Genomic DNA, 24,537 nt, shown 5'->3' on the forward strand with positions numbered 1-24,537 from the left:
TGTCGTCATCAAGCTGACGATAGCCGACCGGCGCGCGCAATCGATCCAGGCGAAAGAGTGGCGCGCCAAAAAAAGGTAGTGTGACAGCCAAAAGACGCCGTGACGACAGATGTGCACCCTGGCTCGGCTTAAAGCGCCGAAGGGGGATCCTCACCATGCGTCTGCCAACCGAACTCGTCGTGCCGCATCGCAAGGCCATGCTGATGCTGGGCGTCAGTCTGGCCGCCTGGCTGGGCGCGGCGCAGATGGCGGCCGCCCAGTCCGCGCCGGCCGAGGCCGGTCAGGTCGAGGAGATCGTCGTCACCGCCCGCAAGGTGACCGAGCGTCTCCAGGATGTGCCGGCGTCCATCAGCGCGATCACGGCCAAGCAGATCCAGGCGGCCGGCATCAACGACTTCCAGCATCTCACGGCCACCTTGCCCAACGTGGCGATGAGCGGCGGCATCGCCGGCGTTCTGCAAGGCCAGGTCGGCATCCGGGGCATATCGACTTTGGTGCGCAACATCGGCGTGGAATCCGGGGTCGGCTTCTATGTGGACGGCGTCTATCTGGGGCGGCCGGACAACTACAATCAGGAACTGATCGACGTGGACCGCGTCGAGGTCCTTCGCGGCCCGCAAGGCACGCTGTTCGGCAAGAACACCATCGCCGGCGTCTTCAACATCACCACCAAGACGCCTTCCAGCGTTCCCGAGGGCGAGCTGAAGGTGGAGGTCGGCGACTACGGCCTCTTCCGCGCGCAGGGCTATGTCATGGGCCCGCTGATCGCCGACACGCTCTCCGGGAAGCTGTCCGTGGGCTACGTCAAGCGCGACGGGGTCTATAAGAACCTGTCCGGCGGCCAGGATGGCGACGCGCTGGACCTGGCGTCCTATCGCGCGCAGCTCTACTTCACGCCGAGCGACCGGGCCGAGGTCGTCCTGTCGCTGGACGGGCTCAACGACAGAGGCAATCCGGCCTTCTTCCAGGTCACGGATCTGGCCGGCTACACCTCGCCCAACGCGACGATCCAGGAGACCACGCCGCACAAGATCGACAACAACCGCCCCGATTCACTGTCGCGGGACAACTACGGCGCCTCGCTGACGGGGACCTACAGGTTCGACTTCGGGACCCTGACGTCGATCACCGCCTACCGCACCTCGTCCTATGACGCCTCGCTCGACGACGACCAGAACCAGGTCGACTACCTGTCGTCCGACCTGTGGAGCGACACCACCAAGGTCTTCTCCCAGGAGCTGCGCCTGGCGGGGAACCTGGGTGAGCGGGTCAACTACATCGTCGGCGCCTACTACGCTCGCCAGACCATCAAGACCGATCGCATCCTGACCATCGGCCTGGGCTTCGGCATTCCGGGCGATCCGGCGTTGACCACGGTGGGCTCGGTCAAGACCACCAGCTACGCGGCCTTCGGCAATGTGGACTACCACGTCACCGATCGCCTGACCGCTTCGCTCGGGCTGCGCTATTCGAAGGAGGACAAGTCGGTCGACTTCGTTCAGGACGACCGCGACGGCGTCTTCCAGCTGCTCGGCCTGCCCAGCCTGAGCTACGCCAACGATACGTCGGACGAAGACCTGTCGCCCACGGTCTCGCTCTCCTACAAGTTCAACGACGACGTCATGGCCTATGGCCGCGTCGCCCGCGGCTTCAAGAGCGCGGCGTTCAATGTGGACCTGGTCAGTTCCACCCAGGGTCTCGCGGCGGGACCGGAGAGCGCCACGACGACCGAAGCCGGCGTCAAGTCTGACCTGTTCGGCCGGCGCCTGCGCGCCAACGTCAGCGTCTTCACGACCAAGTACGATGACCTGCAGGTCTCCCAGCTCCTGGGGTCCGGCGTGACGCTCAGCAACGCCGGCAAGGCCACGATCAACGGGGCGGAGGTCGAGCTGACCGGCTATGTCTCTCCGGCCCTGCGCTTGGAGGCCTCCGCGGGCTACATCGACGCCACCTACGACAGGTTCCAGAACTGCGGGGTCCCGACCTCTCTGGGCGGCGGCTCGACCGACTGTTCGGGCAATAGGGTCATCGGCGCCCCGGAGTTCACCTTCCACGCGGCGGCCGAATACACGCATCCGGTTTCGATGGGCGACGTGGTGGCGCGCGTCGACTTCAATTCGCAGTCGTCGACCTACTTCGAGGCGACCAACTCGACGCGGTTCGAGAGCGACGCGCGCAGCGTCGTGGACGCCCGGATCGGCCTTCGGACCGAGCGCTGGGACGCCTTCGTCTGGGGCAAGAACCTGACCGACGAGGTCTATGAGACCTACAAGGACGACCGTTCGTCCGTCGGGGTGCTGCAGACGACCGCCTACGGCGAGCCGCGCACCTACGGCGTCACCCTGACGGGGCGGTTCTAGACGGTCATGAGCGTGCAGGGCGACCTCGTCGAAACCCCGCCGGCCGGCGTCACGGCCCGCCGGCTCGAAACCTCCGCGGGCCCCGTCGCGGTGTGGGACCGGCCCGGAGCCGGGCCGACGCTGCTGATGATCCACGGCAACAGCGCGTCCAAGGGCGTCTTCGCCGGGATGTTCGAGGCGCCGGCGCTCAGCGGGCGCCATCTGGTCGCCATGGACCTGCCCGGGTGCGGCGAGGCGGCGAACGCCGCCGACCCGCAGAGCGCCTACACCATCCCCGGCATGGCCCGGACAGCGGCCGAGACGATCGCGGCGCTGGGGCTCGCCAATCCGGTGGTGCTCGGCTGGTCCCTGGGCGGGCACGTGGCGATCGAGGCGGCCGGACAGGGCGTCGGCATGGCCGGCATGATCCTGACCGGCACACCGCCGTGCGGGCCCGGTCCTGACGAGGTGGCCGAGAGCTTTCACGAGAGCGAGGAAATGGAGGTCACCTTCATGGAGGACCCGTCCGCCGACCAGCTGAGCGCCTATGTGCGGCATGTCTACGGGCCGCGCCGGCCGATCCCGGAGGCCTTCTTCGCCGCCGCGCGCCGAAGCGACGGGCGCTTGCGTTCCCGCTTCGCCGAGCACTGGCTGGCGGCCCAGGAGGGGTTTCATCAGCGCACGGTTGTGGCCGAGTGGGCGAACCCCATCGCGGTCATCCAGGGTGAGCTGGAGCCGTTCTTCGATCCCTCGCGTCTCGACGACCTGAGCTGGAAGAACCTATGGCGCGGCGCGGGCCAGATGGTCGCCGGCGGCGGCCACGCGCCGTTCTTCGATCAGCCGCAGGCCTATAGCGAGCTGGTCGCGCAATTCCTCGACGACCTCGGCGCCTGAACCGCGGGAGGCTTGGCATGGACGACTTTCGCCGTTGGTACGAGGAGCGCCGCGACGAGATCGTCGCCTGGCGGCGTGACCTGCACGCGCATCCGGAGCTGGCCTTCGAGGAGACCCGCACCGCCGCCTTCGTCGCCGAGCGGCTGAACGCCTGGGGCCTGGAGGTCCATACGGGCGTGGCCCGGACCGGCGTGGTGGCGGTCCTGCCGGGCGGCCAGGCGCCGGCGATCGGTCTTCGCGCCGACATGGACGCCCTGCCCATCGAGGAGGCCAACAGCTTCGCGCACGTCTCGCGCCACCCCGGCCGAATGCATGCCTGCGGCCACGACGGCCACACCACCATGCTGCTGGCGGCCGCGCGCTATCTGGCCGAGCATCACGCCCGCGTCGGGCCTCCGCCCGGACCGATCCGCTTCGTCTTCCAGCCCGCCGAAGAGAATGAAGGCGGGGGCCGTCGCATGGTGGAGGAGGGGCTCTTCGAGCGCTTTCCCATGCAGAGCGTCTTCGCCATGCACAACATGCCCGGCCTGGAGGTGGGCAGGTTCATGGTTCGGGGCGGACCTGTCGCGGCCGGCTTCGACACCTTCGACATCGTCATCGGCGCGCCCGGCGGACATGCGGCGATGCCCGCGGAGGGCGGCGACGCCGTCACGGCCGCCGCGGCCCTCGCGCTCAACCTGCAGACTATCGTGCCGCGCCACGTCGACGCCAATGAGGCTGCGATCCTGGCGGTGACCCGCATCCACGGCGGCTCGGCCTACAACGTGCTGCCCGACGAGATGCGGCTCGCCGGCTCCGTCCGCTGGTTCAATCCGAAGGTCCGCGACGAGATTCGCCGCCGCATCGAGATGCAGTGCGCCGGCCTGGCCCAGGCCTACGGCGTCGCGGCGTCCCTGACCTATCAGCTGCGCTATCCTTCCGTGATCAACGCCGAGGCCCCCGCGGCCCTGGCCGCGCGCGCCGCAGTCGACGTGGTCGGGCCCGAACGGGTCGCCACGGAATTTCCGCCGCTCATGGGCTCGGAGGACTTCGCCTTCCTGCTGGAGCGAAATCCCGGCGCCTACTTGCTGCTCGGCAACGGCTCGGGCGAAGGCGGATGCCTGCTCCACAACCCGCACTTCGACTTCAACGACGAGGCCATCGGCCACGGCGCGGCCCTGTGGGTCGCCCTGTGCCGGCGCTTTTTCGACGAAGCCCAGGCCGGGTGACGGCGCTCGACGCCTACGACCGCGAGATCCTGCGGGAGCTGGCCCGCAACGCCCGCTTGCCCGTCCAGACCCTGGCCAACCGAGTGGGGCTGTCGCGCAACGCGGTGCGCTTGCGCATCCAGCGGATGGAGCGCGACAAGGTGATCGGCGGCTACACCCTGCGCGCGCCGCCGCCGACCGCCGAGGTGCTGACCTCGGTCCTGCTGATCCAGCGCCGCGACCGCATGCGGGGCGGCGACGTGCTGGCCTTTCTGAAGAAGACGCCGGAGGTCCGGGGCTGCTGGGTGCTGAGCGGCCAGCTGGATATCCTGGCGGTGCTGCAGGCGCCGTCACAGCAGCGCCTGCGCGAGATTTGGCAGGGCCTGGCGCGGCTGGAGGGCGCCGCAGACATCACGACCGCCTTCGCCCTGGACAGCCCGGTCGAACTGACCTGATCCGAGCGGATCGCTCATCGGCGGTGCGGTGATGAGCGCATCGCTCGGCGTTCACGGTCGTGTCCGCGCCGCAAGCTCAAGCCTTCGATCCATCAGCGGAGGAGAGGGCGATGACCATCCGTCTTGGACTTGTGGGCTTTGGCGGCGTCAATCGGGCGCTGGTCGACATGCTGCGCGCGCGCCGCGACGACGTGGGCCGGGATTTCGCTGTGACGGCGGTGTCGGATCTCTACCAGGGGTCGGCGTTCGCCGCCGGCGGGTTGGACCTCGACCTGCTGCGCGAGGCGCCGCTCCAGCGGGGCGGTCTGGAGTCGGCGCCGGGCGGCTCGGCCGAAGCGGACAACGCCGCCCTGGCGTCGAGCCCGGATGTGGACGTCGTCGTCGAAGCCTCGGTCACCGACCCGCTGCGCGGCGAACCGGCGCTGGCGCTCTGCCGGGCCGCGCTGTCGGCCGGCAAGTCGGTCGTCGCGGCCAACAAGGGGCCCGCGGTGTTTGGCGCGGGGGAGCTCCTGGCTCTCGCTGCGGCGCGGGGCGGCCACTTCCTGTTCGAGGGCGCGGTCATGAGCGGCACGCCGGTCCTGCGCTCGGCGCGCCTGGCCTATCCCGGCGCGCGGTTCCGCGGTTTCTGGGGCGTGCTCAACGGCACCTCCAACTACGTGCTGGGCCGCATGGAGGCTGGCGCGTCCCTGGCTGAGGCGGTCGCGGAGGCGCAGCGCGAGGGCTACGCCGAGGCCGACCCCACGGCCGACATCGAAGGATATGATGCGCGGCTGAAGGTGGTCATCCTGGCCAATCTGCTGCTGGGCGCCGACCTTCGGCCCGACGACGTGGCCTGCACGGGGCTGAGCGGCCTTGATCCGCGTCAGGTGGCCGACGCGCCCCACGGCGCCCCGCCCGGACGCTGGAAGCTGATTGGCCGGGCGTCGCGCCGTCCGGACGGGCGGATCGAGGCCGAGGTCGCGCCGATGCGGCTGGAGCTCAGCGATCCCCTCGCTGGCGTTAGCGGCCCGACCAACGCCTTGACCCTGGACGCCGACGACCTGGGCCCGACGACGATCGTCGGGCCGGGCGCGGGGCGGGCCCAGACCGCGTTCGCGCTCCTCTCCGACCTTCTGGAGTTGAAAGCCCGGATCGGGGGACGTTCATGACCGCGCCGGCCTGCGTTTCGCGTCCCGGCGTCATGGTCGTCCGCAATCCCTGGTCCGGCGCGGTGCTGGCTGAACTGCCGGCGGCGGGCGCACCGCAGGTCGAGGCCGCGCTCGAGCGCGCCCGCGCCGGCGCCGTCGCCGCCGCCGGTCTCAGCCGCGCCGCCCGGGGCGACATCCTCGATCGCACGGCCGCCAGCCTGGAAGCCGACGCCGAGGGGGCCGCATGCCTGATCACCCAGGAGGCGGGCAAGCCGATCGCCCAGGCGCGCAAGGAGGTGCGCCGAGCCGTCAATACGCTGCGTCTCTCGGCCGCCGAGGCCCGGCGCCTGTGCGGCGAGACCCTGCCGTTCGATTCCTTCGCCGGGGCCGAAGGCGTGACGGGCTTCTTCGAGCGCGAGCCCCTGGGGGTGATCCTCGGCGTCACACCGTTCAACGATCCGCTGAACCTGGTCTGCCACAAGGCCGGCCCAGCCATAGCCGGCGGCAACGCCCTGATCCTCAAGCCGTCGGAGCTCGCGCCGCTCAGCGCCATGGCCCTGGCCTCGCGTCTGGAGGCGGCCGGGTTGCCGCCGGGCGTCTTCACGGTGATCAACGGCGGTCCCGAGGCGGTGCGCCATCTGGCGGGCGATCCCTGCGTGCGCATGATCTCCTTCACTGGGGGAACGGCGGCGGCCGAGGCGATCGTCAGGGCGGGCGGCGTGAAGCGCTACGCCATGGACCTGGGGGGCGTCGCGCCAGTGCTGGTGATGGCCGACGCCGACCTGGACGCCGCGGTCGCGTCCTGCGTGTCTGGAGCCTTCTGGGCCGCAGGCCAGAACTGCGTGGGCGTGCAGCGCATCCTCGTCGAGCGCCCGATCGCAGAGGCGTTCACCAGCGCCTTCGCCGCGGCGGCCGGCGCGCTCAGGCTGGGCGATCCCATGGACGAAACCGTCGACGTCGGCCCGATGATCAACGCCGACCACGCCAGCCGGGTGGAAACGCTGATCGGCGAGGCGACCGGGCTGGGCGCGCGGCTGCTGACGGGCGGCGCGCGGCGCGGCGCCCTGCTGGCGCCCGCCGTGCTCGCCGACACGCCGGCGCAGGCCAGGCTGTCAGTTGAAGAGGCGTTCGGCCCGGTGGTCTCCATCGTCGCCGCGGACGATCTCGACGAGGCGCTCGCTCTGGCCAATTCCACCGAGATCAGCCTGCATGCGGCGATCTTCACCGGCAGCCTCGATCAGGCGCTGGCGGCCACACGCCGGCTTCAGGCGTCCAGCGTCATGGTCAACATGTCGTCGGACTTCCGGCACGACGCCATGCCGTTCGGCGGTTTCAAGGCCGGCGGCTTGGGGCGCGAAGGCGTCCGTTTCGCGCTCGAGGAAATGACCCAGACCAAGGTGACGGCGTTCGCGCCGCTGACCCGCCGTTGATCTTCGCCGCGCGCGCCGCCAGGCCGCCGGCAAGCCCTCGACCTCGGCCATGGACGCGTCGAGCCTATCGTGGTGGACCCCGTGGCTGGCGCCGCGCCTAGGGTCGACTGAGACCGATCAGCGAGCGCCGCTGCTGGGGCCTCGGTCCGCCTGGGCGGTGACGGCGACCATGACGACAGGAAGACAGGTTCGACACGGTCCGAATATCTTGGAAGTTGCGCGATCACGAGGCGCCGGATATCGGACGCGCCTTCGTAGACTTGGCGAACGCGCAAGTCGCGATAGATTCTGGCGAGGTCGAACTCCTCCAACTAGCCGTAGCCGCCCAGCGTCTGCAGGGCGCCGCGCGCGACGGCTTCCGCCGTTTCCGAAGCGAAGAGCTTGGCCATGGACGCTTGGACGGGGCAGGGTTGGCCGGCGTCCTTCAAAGCAGCCGCCGGCGGCACGAGCTGACGGGCGGCCTCAAGGCGGATGGCGAGGCGTGCATGGCGGAAGCTCTATTCCATTTGGACAGGGATGGGCCGCAGAGCCTGCAGATGCAGCTGCGGCAACGGGTGATCGACGCCATCGTCTCCGGCAGCCTGCAGCCGGGGGTGCGAATGCCCTCGACGCGCCGCCTGTCCGTCGACCTGGGGATCGCGCGCAATACGGTCTCGCTCGTCTATCAGCAGCTGGTCGCCGACGGATATCTGACCGGCCGCGAGCGCAGCGGCGTGTTCGTCAGCGACGCCCTGTTCGAAGCGGTGCGCACGGGACGCTATCGCGAGGAGCGCCACCCGCCGGCCGCTTCGCCCTGGCGTCCGCGGCTGCAGGCTGTGGTCCGAGCCGAGGGGGAGGGCCGCGCGCCGCCAAGCTGGGAGCTCAATCCCTATCCGTTCTTGGATGGGGCCTATGACGCTTCGCTGTCGCCGGGCTCGGAATGGCGTGATGCGGTGCGTTCGACCTTGAGCACGCGGGAGTTCGCCGAGTGGAGCCAGGATGGCGGAGAACTCGACGATCCGCGCCTGATCCACGAGATCCGCACCAAGATCCTGCCACGACGCGGCGTCCAGGCGGGCGCTGACGAGGTGCTGGTCGTGGGCGGGCGACGCGCGGCGTTCAGCCTGCTGATCCGAGCCTTTGTGAACCGGGGCACGCGAGCGGCGGTCGAGGAGCCAGGCTTCCCCGACCTTGTGCAGCTTCTGCGGCTGCAGGGCGCCGAGGTCGCGCCGACGGCGGTGGACGCCGAAGGGATCGTCGAGGATGAAGTCGACCGCGGCGCTGGGCTCGTCTTCGTCACCCCAGCCTGCCAGTTCCCGACCGGCGCGCGTCTTTCGCAGAAGCGCCGACGGCGTCTGCTGGAACAGGCCGAGGCCGACGACCGGCTCATCATCGAATACGACCTGGCGGCCAGCGGCGGCTTCACCGACCAGGCCGCGCCGGCGCTGCGCGGCATGGATCAAGCAGGGCGGGTGATCTACGTCGCCGATCTTTGTGACGTCCTGGGGCCCGGATTGGGCCTCGGCTTCATAGTCGCCGACGCCGACCTCGTGCGCGAGCTGCGACGCCTCAGGACCCTGATCGCCGGACCGGCGCCCCGCGCGGCGCAGCGGACGGCGGCCTTCTTTCTGTCGCTCGGCCACTACGACGCCATCCTGGGCCGGCAGCAGCGGGTGCTGCGCGAGCGGCTGAACGCCCTGCGCGACGCCCTGAACTACCACCTGCCGCAGCTGGTCGCGATCGACCCACGTTCGAACGGCACGGCGATCTGGGTGGAGGGGCCGGCGGAGCTGTCGGCGCGCCAGCTCGCCAACGAGGCGGCCAGGCGCGGGGTGCTGATCGAGCCGGCGGACCGCTTCTACGCTACGCCGGGAGCGGCTCCGAACCAGTTCCGCATGGGGGTGACCGCCATTGCGGCCGGCAACATCCGCGATGGCGTCGCCATCCTGGCCGAGGTGATCCGAAGCCTGACGCAACCCAGCCTCGACCAGCTGGACCCGCAGGCCCACGCCTGGATGGACGGGGACGCGCTGCGAACGAAGATGTCGGGCGCCAAGCTTCTGTGCCGCACGGCCTATGGCGATCCCTACGAGGTCGACGTGCTGCCGGACGGGCGGCTGATCGGCAAGGCGGGCTACGCCCACGAGGACTGCGACGTCGGCTCCTGGTGGATGGAGGGCGACTTCTGGTGCCGGCGATGGAAGGAGTGGTCCTACGGCGAGACCGCCCGGTTCCTGACCGTGGTCGAGGGTGACCAGATCCGCTGGTATCGATCCGACCGGCTTCTTTTCAACCGCGGCGTGATCAAGCCGAACGCCGCGACCGATGACGACGCGCTTAGGGCGAATCTGGCGCCATAGATTTCGAGAACTGGACCTACGCTGAAGCGCTCAAGGCCGTCACCTTCCCTTCACATCACGCGGGTGGAGGGACTTTCGCATGTCGCATCTGGCCGTCGCCGGGCTTCAGCTCGACCTTCAGGCCGGCGACAACCTCGATAGGATTTCGGACGAGGTCGCGGCCGCCAAGCGGCGGCTGTCATGGGTGGATCTCATCGTCCTTGGCGAACTCGCCGCCTACGGGCCTTCGGTGGCCTACGCCCAGGAGCCCGGCGGTCCGGCCGAGACGCGGCTGCGCGCCGTGGCCCGGGACAACCGTGTCTGGCTGGTCGGCGGATCGATCTTCGAGCGGGTCGGCGACCAGGTCTTCAACACCTGCCCGGTGATCGACCCGACCGGCGAGGTGGTGCTGAAGTACCGCAAGATCTACCCGTTCCGGCCCTATGAGGCGGGCGTCGCCGGCGGCTCGGAATGCATGACCTTCGATATCCCGAAGATCGGGCGGGTCGGCGTCTCCATCTGCTACGACATGTGGTTCCCGGAGACCTCGCGCACGCTCGCCTGGATGGGCGCGGAGGCGATCGTCCATCCGGGTCTGACCAACACCATCGACCGCGATGTCGAGCTCTCGATCGCCCGGGCGAGCGCGGCGCAGAACCAGTGCTACTTCGTCGACGTGAACCTGGCAGGCCAACTGGGCAACGGCCGCTCGGCCGTCTACGGGCCGGGCGGCGAAGTGATCTATCAGGCTGGCTCCGGCCGCGACGTCATCGCCGCAGAGCTCGATCTCGGTTACGTGCGCCGCGTGCGCGAGCGCGGCTGGCACGGCCTGGGCCAGGTGCTGAAGAGCTTCCGCGACGGCCCGTCCACCTATCCGCCCTACCGCGAGGGCGCCGTCTCGGCGCCGCTGACCGCGCTGGGGCCGCTGGAGAAGCCCGGGGCGAACCTTGACCGGGCGGGCGGTGCAGACGCCCCCGCGTCGTCGCCCCGGCCAAGCCAATACGACAAGAAGGAGGGGTAGATGTTGAGGTCCATTCTGATGACGACGACCGCAGTGTCGTTGTCGCTCATCGCCTCCCAGGCGATGGCCCAGACGGCGGCGAAATCCGGCGAGCCGTCGATCGTCTCGGAAATCGTGGTCACGGCCACCCGGCGCGAAGAGCGTGTGCTCGACGTGCCCTACAACATCTCGGCGGTGTCCGGTCAGGCGATCGACCAGGCCAAGGTGCAGAACTCGGCGGAACTGCTGCGCACGGTGCCGGGCGTGTCGGTCGTCGACCGCGGCTACCGCAATCAGGGCGTTTCCAACAGCATCCAGATCCGCGGGTTGAACGTCGACAGCGCCATCCTCGGCGACTACGCGGTCTCGGCGGTCGCGCCGGTGTCGAGCTACGTCAACGACACGCCGGTCTATGCGAACTTCGCCCTGAAGGACGTCGACCGGGTCGAGGTGCTGCGCGGCCCGCAGGGCACGCTCTACGGCTCCGGCTCGCTGGGCGGCACGATCCGCTACATCCTGCGATCGCCGCAGCTCGGCGAGTTTGGCGGCAAGGCCAGCGCCACGGCCTCGAAGGTCGATGGTTCGGGCGGCGTGGGCTGGGCCGGCGACGTCACGCTGAACATGCCGCTCGGCGAGAAGGCCGCGCTGCGGCTGACCGGCAGCGTGCAGGACTATCCGGGCGTCACCGACTACGTGAACGTCTACAAGCTCGACGCCTCGGGAATTCCGGTGGCCCCGTCGGGCGTGCTGTCGCCCGACGCCGTCTACGAGCGCCACAAGGACGCCGACACGGTCAACATCTGGTACGGCCGCGCGGCCCTGCGCCTGCAGCCGACCGATTGGCTCGACCTGACGCTGTCCTACACCCAGCAATCCGACGAGATCGGCGGCCGCCGCCAGGTGACGCGCGGGGTCGACGGCTATGGCCGGCCCTATGGCAAGTACGACAACGGCTCGGTCCAGCTGGAGCCCTCGTCGCGCGACGTCGCCCTGACGGCGCTGGAGGCCACGGTGGACCTTGGCTTCGCGACCCTGACCTCGTCCACCTCGTCGTACGACCACCACGGCGAGAGCGTCAGCGAGAACACCGGCTACTACGCCCAGAACGGCTGGCTGAGCTTCTACTACAACTTCCCGCGGCCGATGGCCTCGGCGGTGCGCACCTATTCCGACAAGGCCTTCATCCAGGAATTGCGGCTGGTGTCGAACACCGAGGGGCCGGTCGACTACGTGGTCGGCGCCTTCTATGCGAAGCAGAAGCTGGGCGCGACGCAGGCGAGCTATCTGCGCGGCTTCAAACGCTGGTGGGACGCCGCCTATCCGGCGTACGCCTCGGCGGTGCAGTCGGATCAGGACTTCATCTACAACCGCCACGAGGACTTCACGGACAAGGCGCTGTTCGGCGAGCTGACCTACCACTTCACCGACCGCCTGCAGGCGACTGGCGGGGTTCGCTGGTTCGACAACGAGTCGAAGAGCGCGACCTTCATGGACGTGCCGGTCTACACGGCGCTTTCGGCGCCGACGAACGCGCGCTTCCAGTCCTCGGACAGCAAGGCGCTCTTCAAGGCCAATGTCTCCTGGAAGTTCGGCGCGCGCGGGTTGGCCTACGCCACCGTGTCGGAAGGCTACCGGCGTGGCGGGGCCAACGCCGTGCCGACAGTGGGCCGCTACGCCGAGGACCCGCTCTGGCAGCAGTACGGGCCCGACCGGGTCGTCAACTACGAGGCAGGCTTGAAGGGGATCTCCCACGGGATCACCTACAACGCGGCCCTCTTCTACATCGACTGGAAGGACATCCAGATCAACACGGTGACGCCGAACTGGGGCTTCTTCGTCGCTCAGAACGGCGGCAAGGCCCGCTCAGCGGGGCTTGAGGCGCAGGTCGACGGCCGCCTGGCCGGCGTCCACTACAACCTCGGCTACACCTACACCGACGCCAAGCTCACCGAGGACACCTATCCTCCGACCGGCGGAACCCGCCCCGTCGCGCTGAAGGGCGCGCGTCTGCCGGGCGCGCCCGAGCACGCCGTGACCTTCGCGGTCGACCACTCCACGACCCTTTCGAACGGGGTGGTCCTGACCGGCCGGCTGAACGGCTACTACCAGTCGTCGACGCGGAACGCGGTGACCACCTCGACCCGGATCAATGTCGGCCTGCCGCCGTTCCAGATCTGGAACGCATCGGCGACGGCCGCCTTTGACAAGTGGTCGGCGACGCTTTTCGTGAAGAACATCTTCAACGCCGACGGCGTGACGGGGCGCTTCACCGAGAGCTACATGGGCACGGATCCTGCGGCGGGCTACTACGGCGACGGCGCGAAGGATCTGATCACCCTTCCGCGCACGGTCGGGCTGACGCTCGACTACGCATTCTGACGCCGCGATGACCCAGCCAGGGCTCTCACCGCCGATCCGCCATGGCGCCGCCTCCTGGGGCGGAGCGGGGTTGGACGCCGTGCGGGCCCTGACGCAGCGAGGCCGGCGCGGCGAGGCCGACGAGGCGCTGCGCCGGCTGGAGCCGTCCCTGGCGGGCGACGCCCAGGCCTTGCAGGGCGCAGGCGAAATCCACCTGGCCAACGGCCGCTACGCCGACGCCGTCCGGTGCTACAGGCAGGCCGTGGCGCTCGCCCCGAATTCGGCGGGCGCGCTCTACAACCTGGCCGCCGCGCTGGTGGCCACGGGCGACCACGCCGAGGCCGAAGCGCTTTTCGATCGGGTGATCGTGCTCGATCCGTCCGACGCCGACGCCTTCTACAACCGCGCGATCCTCAAGCGCTGGACGCCGGAGACGAACCATGTGGCGGCGCTGATCGAGGCCGTCTCGCGCGCGCGGCGTCCGGGGGGCCAGGCCGTGCTCAGCTATGCGCTCGCCAAGGAGCTCGAGGATCTGGGCGACCATCCGGCCGCATGGGAGTGGCTGGCGCGTGGGGCGGCCCTCCGCCGCAGCCTTCTGAGCTACCGGGTCGAGGCCGACCTGGAGACCATGGCCCAGATCGCAGAGGCCTTCAGCGCCGAGCTCCTGAAGTCTGCGCCGACGCCGCAAGGGGGGGCGGGGCCGATCTTCGTGCTGGGCCTGCCGCGCTCGGGCACGACGCTGGTCGATCGCATCCTGAGCGCCCACAGCCAGGTGGAGAGCCTGGGCGAGATCAGCGACTTCGCCCTGGCGCTGACCGAGACGGCGGGGCCGGCGCCCGACAAGGCCGCTCTGGTCGCACGGTGCGCGCGGCTCGACTTCGGCGCGCTCGGGCAGACCTATCTTGGTCGACAGCGGACCTACGGGGCCAGGGCGCCGTTCCTGATCGACAAGACGCCGGCCAACTTCCTCTACATCGGCCTGATCGCGCTCAGTCTGCCGAACGCGCGGATCGTGCATGTGCGGCGCGACCCGATGGACAACGGCTATGCGCTGCTGAAGACGATGTTCCGCACGGGCTGCCCCTACTCCTACAGCCAATCGGACATCGCCCGGTACACCGGCGCCTACCGGCGGCTGATGGAGCACTGGCGGACAACGCTGCCTGGCCGGATGATCGAGATCGACTACGAGGCGCTCATCGACAACCAGTCCGGCGAGAGCCGACGGCTCGTCTCGGCGGCGGGGCTGGATTGGGAGCCCGGGTGCCTAGCGTTCCACGCCAACCGGGCGCCGGCGGCGACGGCGAGCGCGGCCCAGGTGCGCCGGCCGATCTATCGGGACTCGCTCGGATTGTGGCGGCGCTACGAGGCGCAGCTTGCGCCCCTGGCCCAGGGGCTGCGGGCCGAGGGCGTGCTGTGAGGCGCTGGCTCGCTATCGGCGTGGCGCTCGCGAGCGCGGGCTGGGGAGCCTTCGCCTGGGCCACGCCGGCCTCGCGCCCGGAGCCCATGGCCGCGTTCACCCCGCCTCCGGGCGCCGAGGCGCCTGCCTCGCCGCTGGAGGGGCGGCTTGAGGTCGTCTTCGGCCCCGCGCCCGACGGGATGAACGTGCTGCGCGACGACACGCCGCCGCTGGGGCGCGACCCGCGGTCGGCTTGGCCGGCGTTCGTCGCCGACGTCGTCGAGGATGGCGGGCGGCTGATCCCCAGGGTCGTCCACGTCGACGCGGCGGCGGGCGAATGGGACTGGTCGGCGGGGCCAGGGCGGATCTGGGCGGCGGGCGAAGGGAGCGTCGCCGTCTTCCCGGTGGCGCTTCGCGAGATCAACGCCAACTGCGTGCACAACGGCCTTCTGCGGCTGGAGTTGGCCTCCGGCGGGGCGGTCCGAAGCGCCAAGGTGCAGATCGGGGCGGAGACCTGCGTCTATTACAAGTTCGACGCCTGGGCGGCGGGCGCGGCGCACTTCGTCGCCGGACCGGTCGACGGCCGCCAAGCCCTGGTCGCGCGCGACCGGGAGAACCGCGTCGCGCAGTTGCCGGTCGCACCGATCGCTGCTCTCCCCGAGGCCTACCCGGGCGTCGACCTGGCGAGGCTGGCCAAGGCGGCGGGCGACGACCAGGCCGTCTACGGTCTGGTGGTCGACGGAGTGAACTACGCCGCGCCCTGCCGGATGAGCTTCGGCGAAGACCCCTACTGCGAGGGCCGGACCCTGCCGTCCTATTCGCTCGCCAAGTCGCTCGTGGGCGGACTGGGGCTGATGCGGCTGGAACGGCTGCAGCCGGGCCTGGCCGGGCGGGCGGTGGCCGAACTCGCGCCGGACTGCCTGGCGCATGAGCCTTGGACCGACGTGCGCCTTCTCGACCTTCTCGACATGGCGACGGGCCGTTACCGCTCGGCCGCCTTCGAGGCTGACGAGGACGCCGCCGGCACGCTGCCGTTCTTCCTGTCGCGCACGCACGCCCAGAAGCTGGCCTTCGCTTGCCGACGCTTTCCTCGGCGCGAGCCGGCCGGCCGGACGTGGGTCTACCACACCTCCGACACCTACCTCCTGGGGACGGCGATGACCGGGGCGCTGCGCGCCGGCGGGAAGGCCGACCTTTACGACGACGTGCTGCGCCCGATCTGGCGGGGGCTGAAGCTCAGCCCCGCGCTCGACGAGACCCGGCGCACCCTCGACGAGGCCCGTCAGCCTTTCACCGGCTGGGGATTGTTCCTCACCCGTGACGACGCCGCGCGGCTCGGCGTGTTCCTGTCGCGCGCCAACGCCGCCGAGCAGGACCGATTGTTCGATCCGGCGCTTATCGGCGAGGCGCTGCAGCGGCCCGGGCAGGAGAGGGGGCTGGCCGCTGGCTCGACGGGCCTGCGCTACGCACACGGCTTCTGGGCGCGGGACGTGGCGCCGCTGGTCGGCTGCGCGCGGCCGGTGTGGACGCCGTTCCTGTCCGGCTACGGCGGAATCTCCATCGTGGTCTTTCCCAACGGCGTGGTCTTCTACGCCTTCGGCGACGAGAACGTGTTCGACTGGGGGCCGGCCGCCGAGGTGGCGAACCAGGTGAAGGCGCTCTGCTCATGACGGCGCGGCTGAACACTTCGCCCAGCCGCTTCGCGGTGCGGAAGGTCGCGCCCGATGGGCTGGTCGCCAGCATCCTGCTGTCGTTCATCGCCACGGCGGGCCTGTTCTACGTGAACATCATGGCCGCCCTTGTCAGCGGCCTGCAGGACGGACTTGGCTTCTCGGCCCGCAGCGCGGGACTAGTGGCTTCGATGAACGTCTACGGCGCCGCGATCGGCGCCTTGGCCGCGGTCTTTTTTGTCGCGCGGGTCCGTTGGAAGCCCGTCGCGCTCGTGCTGATCTGCGCCCTGATTTGCATCGACCTCGTCTCGACTCGAGTCACGAGCCCCGGCGCGCTGATGACGCTGCGCTTCGTGCATGGCCTTGTCGGCGGCATGCTGGTCGGCATCGGCTTCGCGGTCATCGCCCGCACGCGGACGCCGGACCGGACGTTCGGCATGCTGCTGGTGGTGCAGTTCGGCCTGGGCGGGCTGGGCCTGCTGGTGCTTCCGGGGCTGGTGCCCAAGTTCGGAACGCCGGTGCTGTTTCTAGCGCTCGCGGCCTTCAGCCTCTGCGCGGGCCTCATGCTGCCCTTCACGAGCGACTATCCGCCCCGCGAGGCGTCGCCGTCGCCCGCGGCCTCGCCCGCGGCGGCTTTGGCCCGATGGGCGCCGCTCAGCGCGGCCCTGCTGGCGGTGTTCACCTTCCAGGCGGCCAACATGGCGCTCGGCGCCTATATCATCGGCCTTGGCCGCCACTACGGCCTGTCGCTGCGCTTCATCAGCGACACGCTGGGCGCGGCTAACTGGATTGGCGCGCTGGGCTCGGCGCTGGTGGTCGCCGTAGGGCTGCGCTGGGGACGGCTTTGGCCGATAGTGCTCGGCGCGGCGGTCACGGTCGCCGGCACGCTGGCGTTCCTGCGCAGCGACCTGGCCTGGGTGTTCGTCGCGGCCAACATCGTCACCGCCGCCGTCTGGGCGTTCGTCATCCCCTACCTGCTCGGCCTGTGCGCGGCCTTCGACGTCGGCGGTCGCAGCGCGACCTTGGCGGGCTTCTCCTCCAAACTCGGGCTCGCCTCCGGGCCCGCGCTGGGCGGCGTGCTCTTGGGCGAGACCCATTTCCCCCGCCTGGTGGTCCTCGCTGTTGTCGGCCTCTGCCTTTCCGCGGCGTTCGCCTCGCCGCCAGCCCGCAGGCTCGACCAAACCACCTGACCTCAAGAATGCGAGTATCCGATATGACTGCAAACTCGGACCTGCTGGCCCGCCGCGCCGCCGCCGTGCCGCGCGGCGTGTCGACCGCCGCTCCGATCTTCGCCGCCCGCGCCGAGAACGCGGAGCTGTGGGACGCGGACGGACGGCGCTTCATCGACTTCGCCGCCGGGATCGCGGTGCTCAACACCGGGCACCGCCACCCCAAGGTGATGGCCGCCGTCGCCGAACAGCTCGGGCTCTATACCCACACGGCCTTCCAGGTCGCCGCCTACGAGCCCTATGTGGCGCTGGCCGAGCGGCTGAACGCGCTGGCGCCCGTGGCGGGGCCGGCCAAGACGATCCTTTTCACCACGGGCGCCGAGGCGGTGGAGAACGCCGTGAAGATCGCCCGCGCGGCCACCGGCCGGTCGGCCGTGATCGCCTTCACCGGCGGATTCCACGGCCGAACCATGCTGACCATGGCGATGACCGGCAAGGCTCTGCCCTACAAGCATAAGTTCGGGCCGATGCCGGCCGAGGTGTTCCACGCCCCGTTCCCGATCGCCCACTACGGCGTGACGGTCGAGGACAGCCTGCGCGCCTTGGAATTCATCTTTCGCGCCGACGTGGAGCCCGGCCGGGTGGCTGCGATCACCCTGGAGCCGGTGCAGGGAGAGGGCGGCTTCCATCCGGCGCCGCCGGAATTCCTGCGCGCGCTGCGCGAGCTGTGCGACCGGCATGGGATACTGCTGATCGTCGACGAAGTTCAGGCAGGTTTCGCGCGCACGGGCCGGATGTTCGGCGTCGAGCACAGCGGCGTGAAGCCGGACCTGATCACCGTGGCCAAGGCGCTGGCGGGCGGCTTCCCCTTGTCGGGCGTCGTGGGGCGCGCCGAGGTGATGGACGCGGCCGAGCCGGGTGGGCTCGGCGGCACCTACGCCGGCTCGCCGGTGGCCTGCGCCGCCGCTCTGGCCGTGCTTGACGTGATCGTGGAGGAGGGGCTCCTGGCTCGCGCCGAGGCCTTGGGCGAGCGCACACGGGCGCGTTTGGCCTCGTTCGAAACGCGCAACGACCTTCTACCCATCGCCGGAATTCGCGGCCCTGGCTCGATGGTCGCCTTCGATCTTGTGGCGTCGCGGGGCGGGCGCGAGCCGGACGGCGCCGCAGCCAAGCGGGTGACGGGCAGGGCGCTGGAGGGTGGGCTGATCCTGCTGTCGTGCGGCGTCCACGGCGAGACGATCCGACTGCTCTATCCGCTGACGATCCCCGACGCCCTTCTTGACGAGGGCCTGGATCGCCTCGAAGACGCGTTGAGGATGGACTGATGCCTGAGACAATGGAAACTGCCGCCGAGCGCACGCGCCTGGCGCTGAAGCGCACGGATCTGCTGCGCGAGGCGGGATACGTGGGCGGTCGCTGGGTCGAGGCTGGGCAGACGATCGTCGTGGTCAATCCAGCGACGGGCCGGCCGATCGGCCATGTGCCGGACCTGGATGGCGCAGCCACCGAGCGGGCGGTCGCGGCGGCGGCCGAGGCGCAAGGGGCTTGGGCGGCCCGGTCGGCCAAGGCGCGGGCCCAGGTGCTGCGCCATTGGTTCGACCTGATAATGGCCCACCAGGAGGATCTCGCCCGCCTGATGACTGCGGAGCAGGGCAAGCCGCTGGCCGAGGCGCGCGGCGAGGTCGCCTATGCCGCCTCCTTCATCGAGTGGTTCGGCGAGGAGGCCAAGCGGGCCTACGGCCAGGTGATCCCGGGCCATCAGGCCGACCGCCGCATTCTGGCGCTGAAGCAGCCGGTGGGCGTGGTCTCGGCCATCACACCCTGGAACTTCCCGGCGGCGATGATCACCCGCAAGGTGGGGCCGGCGCTGGCGGCGGGCTGCACAGTGGTGCTGAAGCCCTCGGAACTGACGCCGTTCTCGGCGCTGGCGCTGGCCGTGCTGGCCGAGGAGGCGGGCGTGCCGCCGGGCGTCTTCAACATCGTCACGGGGCGGGCCGCGCCCATCGGCGAAGTGCTCACCGCCGATCCCCGTATCGCCAAGTTCACCTTCACCGGCTCCACGCCCGTTGGGAAGATGCTGGCGGCCCGGTGCATGGAGACGGTCAAGCGCGTTTCGCTGGAGCTGGGCGGCAACGCGCCTTTCCTCGTGTTCGACGACGCCGACCTGGACGCCGCGGTCGAGGGCGCGATCGCGTCCAAGTTCCGCAACACCGGCCAGACCTGCGTCTGCGCCAACCGCTTCTACGCCCAGGAGGGGATCGCCAAGGCCTTCGCCGAGAAGCTGGCCGCGCGCGCGGCGCAGCTCCGCGTGGGCGACGGCCTGGCTGGCGAGACCGACCAGGGGCCGCTGATCGACGACCGGGCCCTGGCCAAGGTGGAGCGCCACGTGGCCGACGCCGTGGCGGGCGGTGCCCGGGTGTTGACCGGCGGCGAGGCCAGGCCTGGCCCCGGGGACTTCTACGCCCCCACGGTGCTGGCCGGGGTGGATCCCTCGGCCCTGCTGGCGCGCGAAGAGACCTTCGGCCCGGTGGCCGGGATCGTCACTTTCAGGACCGAGACCGAGGCGGTCGCGCTGGCCAACGCCACGCGGGCCGGACTCGCCTCCTACGTCTACACCACCGACGCCAAGCGCGCCTGGCGCGTGCCCGAGCAGCTGCAGTACGGCATGGTGGGCCTCAACACCGGCCTGATCTCCACGGAAGTCGCGCCCTTTGGAGGGGTGAAGGAATCCGGCCTGGGCCGTGAGGGCTCGCACTTCGGCCTCGATGAATACCTCAACCTCAAGGCCGTCGTCGCGGCGCTGGACTGATTGGGGCATGCGCAGCCTCAAGCCTGCCGCCGCCGCCGCCGTGGAAGAGTTGGCCGCTCTCCGGTCTGACCCCAACGTCCGCTCATGGCGCATCGCCGAAATGTTTACGCCCGAAAGAGGGGGCGCAGGCTGTGATCCATGGGTTCGAATCCCCACAAGCGGGAGCTGAGGAATTCCGGCGTCTGTTCGCCGAGCCCGGATGGAGCAAACAGGGCCAGGCGGACGAAGAGCGCTTAGCCAACTCACCTGATGGCCGGCGACCGCTTTGCACGCGCCTGTGCATTCGCCCCCGTCGCCCGTCTAAGCCCCTAGGCGGGACGCAGCTTCGACTGCAGCCGCCCTTGCGCCGGCTGGAGACTCCATGCGTCCACACTTCCGATCGACATTCGCCCTTTGCGCCGCTGCGGCCATGACCTTCGCGGGCGCGGCCCTCGCCAGTCCGCCGCGCGCCTTCACGGTGGCTGACGACGTCGGCTATTCGACGTTCCTGCCGCCCGAGAACGAGAACCTGCAGGCCACGCCCAGAGTCGTGCGATCGCCCGATGGCAAGCGATATCTGGTTGTCACCCTGAAGGGGGACCTGTCGCAGGACCGGCGCGTGGCGAGCTTCTGGGTGTTCGACGCCGCCGCCATGGCCGGGCCCGGAGGCGCCGGGGCGGCGCCGGAGCCGGTCGGGCGATGGGCGAGCGCCTCCAACATCGCTCCGGTGAGCCACTTCCGTTGGAGTTCCGACGGCGAGGCGATCGTCTTCCTGGGAGCTGACGACGACGGGGCGCGGCGCGTCTATCGCCTTCCCGTCAGCGGCGGGGAGATCACCCCTCTCACCCCGAAGGGGCAGGATGTCACCGCCTATGACGAGCGGGCAGGACAACTCGTCTTCCTGTCCCATGACGCCGTGCCCGCCGAGGCGCTCCTGCAGACGGGCGGCCAAGGCCTGGCTGACGTGGTCGAAGCCCGTGGCGAGAGCCTTCTCAGCCTGCTCTTCCCGACAGCCCTGGACCAGTTGCTGGACACCTGGACCGATACGCTCTGGCAGGCGGGCCCCGACGGTCAGCCGCACCCGCTCGCCGACCCTGACGGGGCGCCCATCCATCTGAAAGGCTCGCGGCTGGTCCTGTCCGCCGACGGGCGAAAGCTCCTCGTCACGCCCTTCGCCAAGGTCGTCCCGGCCTCCTGGGAGCGCTACCGGCCGCCCGGCTACGCCACCCCGGCCTTCAAGGCGGACAAACCCGGCGAGCCGGTTGTCGAGGGGGTCTTTCGTCCACGGCGATACGCCGTCCTCGACCTGGACACCGGTCGGGTGCGGCCCGTGCTGGACGCGCCCTTCGATATCGACGCCACGTTCGTCGACATCGGCGCGGCCTGGGGCCCTGGCGGGCGCCTGGCCCTGGTGGGCGCCTATCCGCGGCTCGCTCCGGCCACGAACGGCGATGACGGGGGCGTCCTGCCGTGCGCGCTCGCCGTCGTCGAGGCCTCCGGCGAAGGCTTCAGCTGTCTTCAGACGGCCCATGCCCGCCCGCCAGGGGGGCCTGGATGGGGTGATCGTCCGCAGATCGTGGCCATGGCCTTCTCCGCCGACGGCCGCGCCCTGACCGTGCGGCGCGCCACAGCAAACGCGCCCCACGAGGTTGAAACGAGCGTCTATGTCGAGCGAGGCGGGCGATGGGCGCGCACGCCGGACAGGGCGCGGGCCGGGGGGCTCCAGGTCGAGATCGAGGAGGCGATGGACCGCCCGCCTGTGCTGAGCGTCAGGACGGGGGAGGGCGATCTGCGCACGGTCTTCGATCCCAACCCGCAACTGGCGGGCGTCGCGCTCGGCGCCGTCGAGCCCTACGCCTGGACCGCGCCGGATGGGCGACGATGGGAGGGGGCCCTGGTGAAGCCCGCGGGGTTCGAGCCGGGGCGGCGCTATCCGCTGGTCGTCCAGAGCCACGGCCTGGATCGCTCGCGTTTTCTCATCGACGGGCCCTCGGCCACCGGCTTCGCCGCCCAGGCCCTGGCCGGTCGCGGTTTCCTCGTGCTGCAGGTCAGTGAACCGAGCCAGGGCGCTGGAACGCCGCAGGAATCGGAGATCGCCTCGGCCGGCTACAGGGCCGGCGTGCGTAGCTTGGTGGAGCAGGGCCTGGCCGATCCCAAGCGCGTGGGGATCAGCGCCTGGAGCCACTACGGCCCCCATGTGATGTCGGCCCTGCTTGACGACCCTTCCGGTTTCGCCGCGGCCGTGTTCGCCGAGGCCTCCTACAACTCCTATCCGATCTACCTGAACAACATCGACTACATGGGCCAGGCCCGCGAACGGATGTTCCGCGACGTGATCGGCGCCAAGCCCTTCGGGGCCGGCCTCAAGCTCTGGCTCGATCGGGCGGAAGGTTTCCGCACCGAGGGGCTCTGCACGCCCTCGCTCATCGAGATCAACAGCCCCGTGGCCCTGGCCTACGGCTGGTCGAGCTACGCGGCGCTTCGGGCCCAGGACAAGCCCGTGGACCTGCTCTACATCCGCAACGGCGCCCACATGCTGGTCCGGCCGTCGGAGCGCCTGGCGGCGCAGGGCATGCTGGTCGACTGGTACGACTACTGGCTGAACGGCCACAAGGACCCGGACCCGGCCAAGGCGGCCCGCTACGCACGCTGGGACGCCATGGCCGCCCCGCCGCGATGCGGCGCCCCGGCGCCTGCCAAGGCGCCCTAGACGGGCGCACCGGCCCGATCGTGCGCGCGCAGGCGTTTTCTGATGCGCACTTTGGGGGGATGGTCGTCTTACCCCATGCGGCGCCCTCAGCGCTGCGGGGGCGAGGTGAAGCGTGCGGCCGAGCGCGGAACAGGAGCTGGAGGCGCTGGATCGACGGTTTCGACCGGCGCTGATGGGGTTTTTCCTGCGCCGGCTGCGCAATCACGCCGACGCAGAGGACCTGACGCAGGAGGTTTTCATCCGCCTGGCCCGCACCGGCGCCCATATCGAACAGCCGCAGGCCTTCGTCTTCCAGGTCGCCGCAAATCTCCTGCGCGATCGCCTGCGCCACGACCATGTGCGCCGCGAGCACCGTCAGGGCCTTGGCGCGCTGGAGGCGCGGCGGGTCGAATGGCTCGATCCGGCGCGGGTGCACGCCGCGCGTGAGGACCTGCAGATCCTCACAAGGGGCCTGGCGGAGCTTCCAGAGCGAACGCGCAACATCTTCCTGCTCTACAGGCTGGAGAAGATGACGCGCATCGAGATCGCCGCCGAACTGGGGGTCAGCGTCAGTGCGGTGGAGAAGCACTTGGCGCGGGCGATGGCGCACCTGACCTTGAAGCTGGAGGGCCGGCCATGAGCTCGCCCGGCGACCGCGAGGAGCGTGCGCGGCTCGAAGCCGCGGGGCTGTGGCGACTGCGCCTGGACGCCGGCGACCTTGCGCCCGACGAGCGCGCGGAGCTGGAGGCCTGGCTTCAGGCCGACCCGGCGAACGCCGAGGCCTTCGGCCGGGCGTCGGCCGTCGCCCAGGCCCTGGACCAGATCGCCGCTTCGCCGGAGCTGACGGCGATGCGCCGCCGCGCCGTCGGCTCCATCGCCCGTCCCCGCCTTGGCCGGGGGCGGCGCGCATCGGTCGGCTGGGCCGTCGCCGCGGCCGTGCTGTTGATGCTCGGCGCCGGCGTCTGGGTCTGGCTCGCGCCGACCCGCTACGCCACGGCCGTCGGCGAGCGCCAGGTCGTGGTGCTTGGCGACGGTTCGCGCCTCAACCTGGATGGAGACAGCCGCGTCGACGTCAGGCTGCGACCGCACCGGCGCGAGCTGTGGCTGCGCCGCGGGCGCGCGACCTTCACCGTGGCGAAGGACCCGCTGCGTCCGTTTTCGGTAGCGGCCGGGGGACGCGTCGTCGTGGCGACCGGCACCGAATTCAGCGTTGAGCTCCTGCGCCAGGACGTGCGGGTCGTTCTCTTCCAGGGCCAGGTGGCGGTCCTGCACGACGCGGGCGGGCCGAAGCCGGCGGCTTCGGCGTCGTCGCGCCCGCATCGCCGCGACGAGCTGACGCTCAGACCCGGTCAGGAGCTGATCGCATCCACGACGGCGGACGAGGTCAAGATCGCTCCGGCAGATCCCGCGCGAGCCCGGGCCTGGGAGACCGGCCAGCTGATCTTCGATGACGAGCCCCTCGGCTCGGCCGTCGAGCGGCTGAACCGCTACAGCGCCGAGCAGTTGTCGATCGGTGACGCCGCCGCCGCCCAGGTGCGCGTCAGCGGGGTGTTCGCCGCCGGCGACACGGCCGCGTTCGTCACGGGTGTCACAACCGTCTGGCCGGTCCGCGCCGAGCCCACCGAGGACGGCGGCTGGCGCTTCGTGAGCGTCGATCGCGGGTAGGGGGGTGTGCAGTTGGCGTTGAGCCACGTCTCACGTGCCGAGAGCGTCA

General features: G+C 70.4%; 17 protein-coding genes and 1 pseudogene. 17 read left to right on the forward strand and 1 reads right to left on the reverse strand.

What is annotated here, in order from left to right; genetic code table 11:
* Positions 1-155: 155 nt before the first annotated feature.
* The 6 genes from ACE3TA_RS03915 (at position 156) to ACE3TA_RS03940 (ending at position 7,432) form a co-directional block, all read left to right on the forward strand.
* The gene (locus ACE3TA_RS03915; protein ID WP_374570633.1) at positions 156-2,360 is read left to right on the forward strand and encodes a TonB-dependent receptor; all 2,205 of its coding nucleotides are present in this window, start codon (positions 156-158) and stop codon (positions 2,358-2,360) included.
* A 6-nt stretch (positions 2,361-2,366) separates the two neighbouring features.
* Positions 2,367-3,233 carry an alpha/beta fold hydrolase gene (locus ACE3TA_RS03920; RefSeq protein WP_374570635.1) on the forward strand — a complete coding sequence of 289 codons (867 nt, stop codon included), beginning with the start codon at positions 2,367-2,369 and terminating at the stop codon, positions 3,231-3,233.
* 17 nt (positions 3,234-3,250) lie between these two features.
* Positions 3,251-4,441: a M20 aminoacylase family protein gene (locus ACE3TA_RS03925; protein ID WP_374570638.1), complete on the forward strand. Its 1,191-nt coding sequence runs from the start codon at positions 3,251-3,253 to the stop codon at positions 4,439-4,441.
* The gene (locus ACE3TA_RS03930) at positions 4,438-4,875 is read left to right on the forward strand and encodes an Lrp/AsnC family transcriptional regulator (RefSeq protein WP_374570640.1); all 438 of its coding nucleotides are present in this window, start codon (positions 4,438-4,440) and stop codon (positions 4,873-4,875) included. The genes ACE3TA_RS03925 and ACE3TA_RS03930 overlap by 4 nt, the downstream gene beginning before the upstream one ends.
* Before the next feature lie 110 nt (positions 4,876-4,985).
* Complete coding sequence (locus tag ACE3TA_RS03935) at positions 4,986-6,023, forward strand: homoserine dehydrogenase (protein WP_374570643.1); 1,038 nt, start codon at positions 4,986-4,988, stop codon at positions 6,021-6,023.
* Positions 6,020-7,432, forward strand: a complete 1,413-nt coding sequence (locus ACE3TA_RS03940) for an aldehyde dehydrogenase family protein (protein WP_374570645.1) — start codon at positions 6,020-6,022, stop codon at positions 7,430-7,432. The genes ACE3TA_RS03935 and ACE3TA_RS03940 overlap by 4 nt, the downstream gene beginning before the upstream one ends.
* A 311-nt stretch (positions 7,433-7,743) precedes the next feature.
* On the opposite strand, the pseudogene ACE3TA_RS03945 reads toward ACE3TA_RS03940, so the two are convergent.
* Positions 7,744-7,914, reverse strand: a pseudogene (locus ACE3TA_RS03945) (acyl-CoA dehydrogenase family protein); the annotation flags it as partial.
* Between the two features lie 54 nt (positions 7,915-7,968).
* Here ACE3TA_RS03945 and ACE3TA_RS03950 point away from each other — a divergent pair.
* The 11 genes from ACE3TA_RS03950 (at position 7,969) to ACE3TA_RS04000 (ending at position 24,488) form a co-directional block, all read left to right on the forward strand.
* Entirely contained in the window at positions 7,969-9,771 is a 1,803-nt protein-coding gene (locus ACE3TA_RS03950) for a PLP-dependent aminotransferase family protein (protein WP_374570647.1), read from the forward strand.
* A 79-nt stretch (positions 9,772-9,850) separates the two neighbouring features.
* Positions 9,851-10,771: a carbon-nitrogen hydrolase family protein gene (locus tag ACE3TA_RS03955; protein WP_374570650.1), complete on the forward strand. Its 921-nt coding sequence runs from the start codon at positions 9,851-9,853 to the stop codon at positions 10,769-10,771.
* On the forward strand, positions 10,772-13,129 hold the full coding sequence (locus ACE3TA_RS03960; RefSeq protein WP_374570652.1) for a TonB-dependent receptor: 2,358 nt from the start codon (positions 10,772-10,774) through the stop codon (positions 13,127-13,129).
* Positions 13,130-13,136: 7 nt separating this feature from the next.
* Positions 13,137-14,528 (forward strand): sulfotransferase, encoded by a 1,392-nt coding sequence (locus ACE3TA_RS03965; protein WP_374570654.1) that lies wholly within the window; start codon positions 13,137-13,139, stop codon positions 14,526-14,528.
* Between the two features lie 86 nt (positions 14,529-14,614).
* Complete coding sequence (locus ACE3TA_RS03970; protein ID WP_374570656.1) at positions 14,615-16,177, forward strand: hypothetical protein; 1,563 nt, start codon at positions 14,615-14,617, stop codon at positions 16,175-16,177.
* Positions 16,174-17,367, forward strand: coding sequence for an MFS transporter (locus ACE3TA_RS03975; RefSeq protein WP_374570658.1), 1,194 nt, complete (start codon positions 16,174-16,176; stop codon positions 17,365-17,367). Before ACE3TA_RS03970 ends, ACE3TA_RS03975 begins: the two co-directional genes overlap by 4 nt.
* 23 nt (positions 17,368-17,390) lie before the next feature.
* On the forward strand, positions 17,391-18,671 hold the full coding sequence (gabT, locus tag ACE3TA_RS03980) for a 4-aminobutyrate--2-oxoglutarate transaminase (RefSeq protein WP_374570660.1): 1,281 nt from the start codon (positions 17,391-17,393) through the stop codon (positions 18,669-18,671).
* On the forward strand, positions 18,671-20,155 hold the full coding sequence (locus tag ACE3TA_RS03985; protein ID WP_374570662.1) for an NAD-dependent succinate-semialdehyde dehydrogenase: 1,485 nt from the start codon (positions 18,671-18,673) through the stop codon (positions 20,153-20,155). Before gabT ends, ACE3TA_RS03985 begins: the two co-directional genes overlap by 1 nt.
* Before the next feature lie 361 nt (positions 20,156-20,516).
* Positions 20,517-22,844: a prolyl oligopeptidase family serine peptidase gene (locus ACE3TA_RS03990; protein ID WP_374570664.1), complete on the forward strand. Its 2,328-nt coding sequence runs from the start codon at positions 20,517-20,519 to the stop codon at positions 22,842-22,844.
* A gap of 112 nt (positions 22,845-22,956) precedes the next feature.
* Positions 22,957-23,463 carry an RNA polymerase sigma factor gene (locus ACE3TA_RS03995; RefSeq protein WP_374570666.1) on the forward strand — a complete coding sequence of 169 codons (507 nt, stop codon included), beginning with the start codon at positions 22,957-22,959 and terminating at the stop codon, positions 23,461-23,463.
* Entirely contained in the window at positions 23,460-24,488 is a 1,029-nt protein-coding gene (locus ACE3TA_RS04000; RefSeq protein ID WP_374570668.1) for a FecR domain-containing protein, read from the forward strand. Before ACE3TA_RS03995 ends, ACE3TA_RS04000 begins: the two co-directional genes overlap by 4 nt.
* The last annotated feature ends 49 nt before the right edge of the window (positions 24,489-24,537 follow it).

This window comes from Phenylobacterium sp. (assembly GCF_041916435.1).
GTDB lineage: Bacteria > Pseudomonadota > Alphaproteobacteria > Caulobacterales > Caulobacteraceae > Phenylobacterium.

Bases quoted from the DNA above. Each gene is read 5' to 3' on its own strand.
- ACE3TA_RS03940 (WP_374570645.1), top strand. From the start codon at position 6,020: ATGACCGCGCCGGCCTGCGTTTCGCGTCCCGGCGTCATGGTCGTCCGC.
- ACE3TA_RS03965 (WP_374570654.1), top strand. From the start codon at position 13,137: ATGACCCAGCCAGGGCTCTCACCGCCGATCCGCCATGGCGCCGCCTCC.
- ACE3TA_RS04000 (WP_374570668.1), top strand. From the start codon at position 23,460: ATGAGCTCGCCCGGCGACCGCGAGGAGCGTGCGCGGCTCGAAGCCGCG.
- ACE3TA_RS03920 (WP_374570635.1), top strand. From the start codon at position 2,367: ATGAGCGTGCAGGGCGACCTCGTCGAAACCCCGCCGGCCGGCGTCACG.
- ACE3TA_RS03960 (WP_374570652.1), top strand. From the start codon at position 10,772: ATGTTGAGGTCCATTCTGATGACGACGACCGCAGTGTCGTTGTCGCTC.
- ACE3TA_RS03925 (WP_374570638.1), top strand. From the start codon at position 3,251: ATGGACGACTTTCGCCGTTGGTACGAGGAGCGCCGCGACGAGATCGTC.
- ACE3TA_RS03970 (WP_374570656.1), top strand. From the start codon at position 14,615: ATGGCCGCGTTCACCCCGCCTCCGGGCGCCGAGGCGCCTGCCTCGCCG.
- gabT (WP_374570660.1), top strand. From the start codon at position 17,391: ATGACTGCAAACTCGGACCTGCTGGCCCGCCGCGCCGCCGCCGTGCCG.
- ACE3TA_RS03935 (WP_374570643.1), top strand. From the start codon at position 4,986: ATGACCATCCGTCTTGGACTTGTGGGCTTTGGCGGCGTCAATCGGGCG.
- ACE3TA_RS03975 (WP_374570658.1), top strand. From the start codon at position 16,174: ATGACGGCGCGGCTGAACACTTCGCCCAGCCGCTTCGCGGTGCGGAAG.
- ACE3TA_RS03955 (WP_374570650.1), top strand. From the start codon at position 9,851: ATGTCGCATCTGGCCGTCGCCGGGCTTCAGCTCGACCTTCAGGCCGGC.
- ACE3TA_RS03915 (WP_374570633.1), top strand. From the start codon at position 156: ATGCGTCTGCCAACCGAACTCGTCGTGCCGCATCGCAAGGCCATGCTG.
- ACE3TA_RS03985 (WP_374570662.1), top strand. From the start codon at position 18,671: ATGCCTGAGACAATGGAAACTGCCGCCGAGCGCACGCGCCTGGCGCTG.
- ACE3TA_RS03950 (WP_374570647.1), top strand. From the start codon at position 7,969: ATGCAGCTGCGGCAACGGGTGATCGACGCCATCGTCTCCGGCAGCCTG.
- ACE3TA_RS03990 (WP_374570664.1), top strand. From the start codon at position 20,517: ATGCGTCCACACTTCCGATCGACATTCGCCCTTTGCGCCGCTGCGGCC.